General features: G+C 47.6%; 11 protein-coding genes and 3 tRNA genes (1 of these 14 cut by a window edge). All 14 read left to right on the top strand.

Features of this window, described 5'->3' with window-relative positions; all coding sequences use genetic code 11:
• Window positions 1-18: transfer RNA gene (locus QVO43_RS05495), tRNA-Asp, on the top strand (it extends 78 nt beyond the left edge of the window).
• Window positions 19-20: 2 nt separating this feature from the next.
• Window positions 21-95, top strand: a tRNA-Gly gene (locus QVO43_RS05490).
• Window position 96: 1 nt separating this feature from the next.
• Window positions 97-170: transfer RNA gene (locus QVO43_RS05485), tRNA-Trp, on the top strand.
• A gap of 112 nt (window positions 171-282) precedes the next feature.
• On the top strand, window positions 283-582 hold the full coding sequence (locus tag QVO43_RS05480) for an HIRAN domain-containing protein (RefSeq protein ID WP_022487557.1): 300 nt from the start codon (window positions 283-285) through the stop codon (window positions 580-582).
• Between the two features lie 186 nt (window positions 583-768).
• A complete protein-coding gene (locus tag QVO43_RS05475; protein ID WP_288174585.1) occupies window positions 769-1005 on the top strand; it encodes a hypothetical protein in 237 nt (78 codons plus the stop codon).
• 350 nt (window positions 1006-1355) lie between these two features.
• Complete coding sequence (locus QVO43_RS05470) at window positions 1356-1568, top strand: DUF7675 family protein (protein WP_022487555.1); 213 nt, start codon at window positions 1356-1358, stop codon at window positions 1566-1568.
• Window positions 1569-1846: 278 nt separating this feature from the next.
• Window positions 1847-2077 carry a hypothetical protein gene (locus QVO43_RS05465; protein ID WP_022487554.1) on the top strand — a complete coding sequence of 77 codons (231 nt, stop codon included), beginning with the start codon at window positions 1847-1849 and terminating at the stop codon, window positions 2075-2077.
• Window positions 2078-2143: 66 nt separating this feature from the next.
• The gene (locus QVO43_RS05460; protein ID WP_279128334.1) at window positions 2144-2386 is read left to right on the top strand and encodes a hypothetical protein; all 243 of its coding nucleotides are present in this window, start codon (window positions 2144-2146) and stop codon (window positions 2384-2386) included.
• Window positions 2387-2757: 371 nt separating this feature from the next.
• Window positions 2758-2961 (top strand): CPCC family cysteine-rich protein, encoded by a 204-nt coding sequence (locus QVO43_RS05455; RefSeq protein WP_279128333.1) that lies wholly within the window; start codon window positions 2758-2760, stop codon window positions 2959-2961.
• 441 nt (window positions 2962-3402) lie between these two features.
• A complete protein-coding gene (locus QVO43_RS05450) occupies window positions 3403-3750 on the top strand; it encodes a phage protein F (RefSeq protein WP_022487553.1) in 348 nt (115 codons plus the stop codon).
• 2 nt (window positions 3751-3752) lie between these two features.
• Window positions 3753-4142 (top strand): hypothetical protein, encoded by a 390-nt coding sequence (locus QVO43_RS05445; RefSeq protein ID WP_288174582.1) that lies wholly within the window; start codon window positions 3753-3755, stop codon window positions 4140-4142.
• Complete coding sequence (locus QVO43_RS05440; protein WP_288174581.1) at window positions 4139-4375, top strand: hypothetical protein; 237 nt, start codon at window positions 4139-4141, stop codon at window positions 4373-4375. The genes QVO43_RS05445 and QVO43_RS05440 overlap by 4 nt, the downstream gene beginning before the upstream one ends.
• 95 nt (window positions 4376-4470) lie before the next feature.
• On the top strand, window positions 4471-4686 hold the full coding sequence (locus QVO43_RS05435) for a hypothetical protein (RefSeq protein WP_288174580.1): 216 nt from the start codon (window positions 4471-4473) through the stop codon (window positions 4684-4686).
• Window positions 4687-5114: 428 nt separating this feature from the next.
• Window positions 5115-5264 carry a hypothetical protein gene (locus tag QVO43_RS05430; RefSeq protein ID WP_022487552.1) on the top strand — a complete coding sequence of 50 codons (150 nt, stop codon included), beginning with the start codon at window positions 5115-5117 and terminating at the stop codon, window positions 5262-5264.
• Window positions 5265-5356 lie beyond the last annotated feature (92 nt).

Here is a 5356-nt window from a genome sequence, read left to right as displayed (position 1 = left end):
GTCCGTCCTGGGTCGCCAATGCGGAAGTAGCTCAGTGGTAGAGCATCACCTTGCCAAGGTGGGGGTCGCGAGTTCGAATCTCGTTTTCCGCTCCATAGGAGTATAGTTCAATGGTAGAGCAACGGTCTCCAAAACCGTCGATCTGGGTTCGAATCCTAGTACTCCTGCCAGAGAATTTGAGAGGACTTCCCGAAAGGGAAGTCCTTTTTCGTGTATTCTGTCCCCCATTTTACCCACATACTTTCTTATAATGGAAGTAAGAAAAGGAAAGGTGGGAGTTCTATGAAAAAGATTTTCATTACCATTACCGGCTGCAATCATTATCTGGGGTATGAGGTGTTCCATCGGAAAATGGAACTGGTGCTGCGGAAGGAACCGGACAACGAATACGATAAAGAAGCCATCCGGGCGGAGATCCCGGGGATCGGGAAAGTGGGATACGTGGCCAACAGTACCCACACTGTGCTGGGGGACACCTGCAGCGCCGGACGGATCTACGACAAAATCGGGAAAAAAGCCCATGCCAAGGTGGTTCTGGTCACCGAACGGGGCGTAGTGGCACGGGTGAAGAGGGAAAAGTGAAGAGTGGAGAGGGGAGCCCGTCCCGGCCTCCTTTGTATAAAATGAAAAAGAGGAATCCTGCATGAAACTGAAAACCACTGATATCCTTATGACAATTTGTGTACTGGGATCCACTCACAAGATTGACACGTTGAGTTATATCATCTGGGGCTTGTATGTTATTTATATGTTTTGCAGATTTTTGGATTGGAAAAAGAAAAAATGAGGAAAAGGAAAAATATCCCCTGGCTGGACAATGCTGTCGCTTACGCTGAAACAGGAGAAATCCGGCCCTGTCCACGATGTGGCAGCAGGGATATAGAAATAACTGTTTTGGATAAAGGCAGAAAATCCATTACCCTGGTTTGCAGGAAATGTGGCAGCTGGAGACATTTTGATGGAGGGAAAGAAAATGATGATGCAACCGTCAAAAGAAGAATATGAAATATGCGAGAAATTAAAAAAATGTACAGATGAAAAGGAAAGAAAAATCCTGGAAGAAAAATGGGCTGAGTGTATACGGAGAAATCCTATACCTGAATTGGACACACACCGGAAGCAATGAGTGCAGGGGACTATTGCCCTGAGGCATTCATTAGCTCTTCGAATGGGAAAAAACTGGATTTAAAAATCCGTGTGCTTGCTGTGGTCAACGATGGGAAAGGCGCTGGAAACAGTCCAGGATACGAGAAGGTGTACGATAATTATCCAAACGACGGAAGAATCTACTCTTAAAGAGATTCTGGCTCATATCAATACTGACAAGAATGAGCAGAAGAAAGGGGAACGGGGCTATGAAAAGTAAGTATAATTATCCCTGGTACAAGAACAACCCCCTGGATAAGGTCTGGTGGAAAGACGGCGATTCTCTTGGGGAAATGATCTTCAGCTTTGATCGGGTCCATGAATTTAATTTGTGGACGGACTACCCCCAAAAACTGACGCATGAGCAAAAGTCTTTATTTGATCGGGAGAACCCGGAATGGAAAAAGTTTTTCGAACCGTGAATAAAATATATTAAACTTAAACCGCTTCTAATGGAGAAATATCTTCCGTCTGCAAACTCGGGAAAAAAGCCCCTGCCAAAGTAGTGGCGGTCACCGACCGGGACGTGGTGGCACAGGTGAAAAAGGAAAAGTGAAGAGTGCAGCGTGAAGTGCGGGACGGTAGAACGGGCCGTATGGACGGTACTCTACAGAATCTCCGGCCTGGCGGGCAAGTCCCTGGTCTCATAGGGACGGTGAACTGGCGGAGGATATCGCTTTTATAGGGAGAAGAAATTGAAATGAACGGATATAAGCTGCCGAAGCCTACGGTCATCGAACAAAAAATGATAGAGTCCCTTGAACGCATATCCAAAGATGAAAAATTTCTGTTTGGAATCTGTGCAACCCTGGAAACAGATGAGCTGCGCCAGGAAATGCGTGATGCCATTGAAGACGGCGATGTCCAGACAGAAGAAGACGCCATCTATTATGCTCTTCAACTGGATAATGAAGGAGCTTCCCATGGATAAACAGCTGGATCATTAGCATGCCGGCTGCTGTCCAAACTGCCTGTGCTACAGGAGGGTTAAAATCAAATGACTGATTGGAACCAAAGGATGCCTCAGCCAAAGGGACTGGAAAAGAAGATGGTAGATAAGCTGCGTACAGTATGGAATAACGATGAATTCATATTTGGTAATAGACTGGTCATAAAAACAGACGATGAGCGTAGGGAAGTCATAGAAGCTATCGAATCTGGAAAGATTACCACTCCTTCTGATATGATTCTATATGCGAACCAAATTTGTGAAGACAGGGGAGATGATCCCCTTGGATAACGGAATGATCGAGAGTGTAAAATATTTTGTGTAAATGCATAAGCTTCTTGCTCAAAATCTATTTATACTTCATACTGAAAGGGACCAAAGGCAAAGGAGTGGAATACTATGGCAAAGCGTACTCTTACCCCCGATTGCAGAGTTTGGCAATATTACCAGAGAAGAGTATATTAAAAGAGGGATGGAGCTTGTCCAATCTGGGACTGGAAATGGCATTTTGGGGCATGTCGACAAAAACAATATTTTAACAAGGCACGATGTGGAGAAAAATGAGTTTGCCAAAGGACGTCCAGATCGTGGAATATATACGTATTTTAGACCGGTAAAGGAGCTAGAGTATTATAAAGAAATGAAGAAAGGGGATTTGGAACATGGAGGAAAAAAATAACTACCACAAGTGTCTTTGTTGTGGAAAAGGGATTGTGGAAGGCAACCAACTCTATGATATTTGCAGTATTTGTGGTTGGGAAGATGACCCAGTACAGGCAGGAAATCCTGAATTTTCTGGAGGCGCCAATAAAATGTCCCTGGATGAAGCCCGTAAGGCTTGGAAAGAAAGGAAGCAAATTTACTGATGGATAACATCCGAATCATTTACCGTATCCTATTGATGCAGATGGCCATGAGAATGGCCAAGGGTATCAAAGATTGCGTACCTGGAATTTAATATAACCGCCTTCGTGGAAACGTCGGCGGTTTTTTCATGTCTGAAAGTGAGCAACCATGAAAAAGAACCGTTCTCTCTGGGAGCCCAAACGCCGCATTGAGGCAGCGTTCCGGCGCCGGCTGCTGGCCATTGCCAGGACCATCGTGCGGAAAGTGAAAGAAACGAATGACCCGGACGAAATCCAGCGGATCCTGCTCCAGATCACCCGGACAAAAGAATATCAGAAGCTGTGCCAGTCCGCTGCCATGAAGATGGTGATGGGCCTCCGACATCGCGGAAGAGATCCAAAAAATGTTCCCAGAGAAAACGACGGCCAGGGCCGAACTGATCCGCCCGGACCCAGACCTCCATGACAAGCACCAGCCTGACCTGGCAGCGGTCCAATCGACTGGGGGCCCATTGGTATATCTGGCGGGCCGTCGGAGATGCCAGGACCCGGCACAGCCACGAAAAGATTGAAGGGGTCCTGGTGAACTGGAACCATCCACCAGCGCCGGAGGATCTATTCCCGATTCCCAACGCAGACGGGAAGCCCCGCCGGAACACCCTGGGCCATTACCATGCGGGCTGCTGCCCCAACTGCCGGTGCTACCCGGAGCCGGTTATCGACCTGGATCAGGTGACCTTCCCGGCCAGGATTTACATGGGGAACAGGATTCAGACCATACGGGAAAAAGAATTTGAGAGGATGATGTGACGATGGAGAATAAAGGCCGAATCCTGCTGAAACTAAAGACCATGATGCTGCGGGTAGCCACCATGGACAAATTTAATAAAGCAGCGCATCCACGTGGGGGAGACCCAGAAATTAGGGGAAGATTTTCTAAATCACCAGGTATTGAAAACAAGTTGATAGACAAGCAAAAAAATGATAACCTAAAAAGGGATAGACATGTAAAACGGCAACATACCACAATACGCCTATCTCCAAAAGAGTATGCTGAAGTAGTCAGTGTCCTTAACACAAACCTTACGAAAGAAGAACGAAAGAAAAAATGGTTGCAGAAAGCTGTGGAAAATTATTGCTATACTTTTAAAAATATAGGATTTAATCAGTATGAATTCATTAGAAAGGAAAAAATAAAATGAATGAGCATACATTACCAGAGCCAACGCCAACTGAAAGAAAGATGATGGATGTTCTTAGCAAGATATGGAACCATGATGATTTTATATTTGGAATCAGAGTGACGTTGAAAACGGATGAACTTCGTCAAGAAATGGCTGATGCCATTAAGGATGGAGATATTGTAACCAGTGATGATGCTATTCTATATGCGGTACAGCTTGCTGAGGAAGATATCCATTATCGTCGATTATGATAGGATTTGTTTCGTATCAGATAGAAATTTGAATAAAAGCACCAGCCGTCCCTAGCGGGGCGGCATTTTTATACCCGAAAACAGGAGGGAACAGGATGAAAACAAAAGATGCACTGGCGATCGGAATCAAGCTGGGCAGGCTGCAGCGGACCCTGGACGCATGGGAAGAAAGCAAGCACCCGAGAGCGAACAATGGGCAGTTTTCACATTCGGCCGGAGGTGGGCCGTCTTCCCTAAATACCATTGCTTACGCTGCAACAGGAGAAATCCGGCCCTGTCCACGATGTGGCAGCTGGAGACATTTTGATTGAGGAAACGGGAAATGAGACCTGTGGTGGAAACCCGCTGGGCGGGTTTCCATAAACGTATGAAACCGCAGGCCGGGACGGGCGGGCCTGCGGCACGCCCCTACCACGTTAGGGTCAGATGGTGATTGTTCAATCGGGTGGACGGGATCTGCGGTTGTCCGTGCAAGAGGTCCGGCCAGCGGCCGGTCTGCCTGGGACAACAACCGGAGAACACCGTTGTTGCATCGGTCCTTCGACAGCAACGGCGTAGGGGCTGCCCGCAGGGAAGCCCGTCCCGGCCTCCCGGCAGGGTTCGGTCTGTGGGGGCGTCCTGGGCATGGGACAGCATTTCTTCCACTATACTGCAGGTAATTTCATCGTAGGAAAAGAAGAGAAAGAATCAATGTTTCCTTTGTATGCTACAATAGAAAGAAACAAGGAGGACGGCCACGATGAAATGTCTGGGAAAATCCACGGCCCTGGCAGCCCTGTGCCTGCTGCTGGTCCTTCTGGCAGGGTGCAGGGTGGACCAGAGGCAGCGGGACGGAAAGACCGGGGCGTCACCGGTGAGGATCAGTGAGCTTACAGTCACTAGTCTCTAGTTTCTAGCCGAATGAAATCATCTGCCAAGGGCAGATGGTCCTGAATAGAAACGCAGCGGGGCTGCTAACCCACCACCATTGCGCAAGCGCAA

Source organism: Acidaminococcus sp. CAG:542 (genome assembly GCF_000437815.1).
In the GTDB taxonomy this organism is placed as follows: Bacteria; Bacillota; Negativicutes; order Acidaminococcales; family Acidaminococcaceae; genus Acidaminococcus.
This window is presented reverse-complemented; position numbering and strand designations above follow the sequence as displayed.

Excerpts from the sequence above, each read along its gene's own strand:
- QVO43_RS05480 (WP_022487557.1), top strand. The coding sequence starts at position 283 with ATGAAAAAGATTTTCATTACCATTACCGGCTGCAATCATTATCTGGGG.
- QVO43_RS05470 (WP_022487555.1), top strand. The coding sequence starts at position 1,356 with ATGAAAAGTAAGTATAATTATCCCTGGTACAAGAACAACCCCCTGGAT.
- QVO43_RS05465 (WP_022487554.1), top strand. The coding sequence starts at position 1,847 with ATGAACGGATATAAGCTGCCGAAGCCTACGGTCATCGAACAAAAAATG.
- QVO43_RS05460 (WP_279128334.1), top strand. The coding sequence starts at position 2,144 with ATGACTGATTGGAACCAAAGGATGCCTCAGCCAAAGGGACTGGAAAAG.
- QVO43_RS05455 (WP_279128333.1), top strand. The coding sequence starts at position 2,758 with ATGGAGGAAAAAAATAACTACCACAAGTGTCTTTGTTGTGGAAAAGGG.
- QVO43_RS05450 (WP_022487553.1), top strand. The coding sequence starts at position 3,403 with ATGACAAGCACCAGCCTGACCTGGCAGCGGTCCAATCGACTGGGGGCC.
- QVO43_RS05445 (WP_288174582.1), top strand. The coding sequence starts at position 3,753 with ATGGAGAATAAAGGCCGAATCCTGCTGAAACTAAAGACCATGATGCTG.
- QVO43_RS05440 (WP_288174581.1), top strand. The coding sequence starts at position 4,139 with ATGAATGAGCATACATTACCAGAGCCAACGCCAACTGAAAGAAAGATG.
- QVO43_RS05435 (WP_288174580.1), top strand. The coding sequence starts at position 4,471 with ATGAAAACAAAAGATGCACTGGCGATCGGAATCAAGCTGGGCAGGCTG.
- QVO43_RS05430 (WP_022487552.1), top strand. The coding sequence starts at position 5,115 with ATGAAATGTCTGGGAAAATCCACGGCCCTGGCAGCCCTGTGCCTGCTG.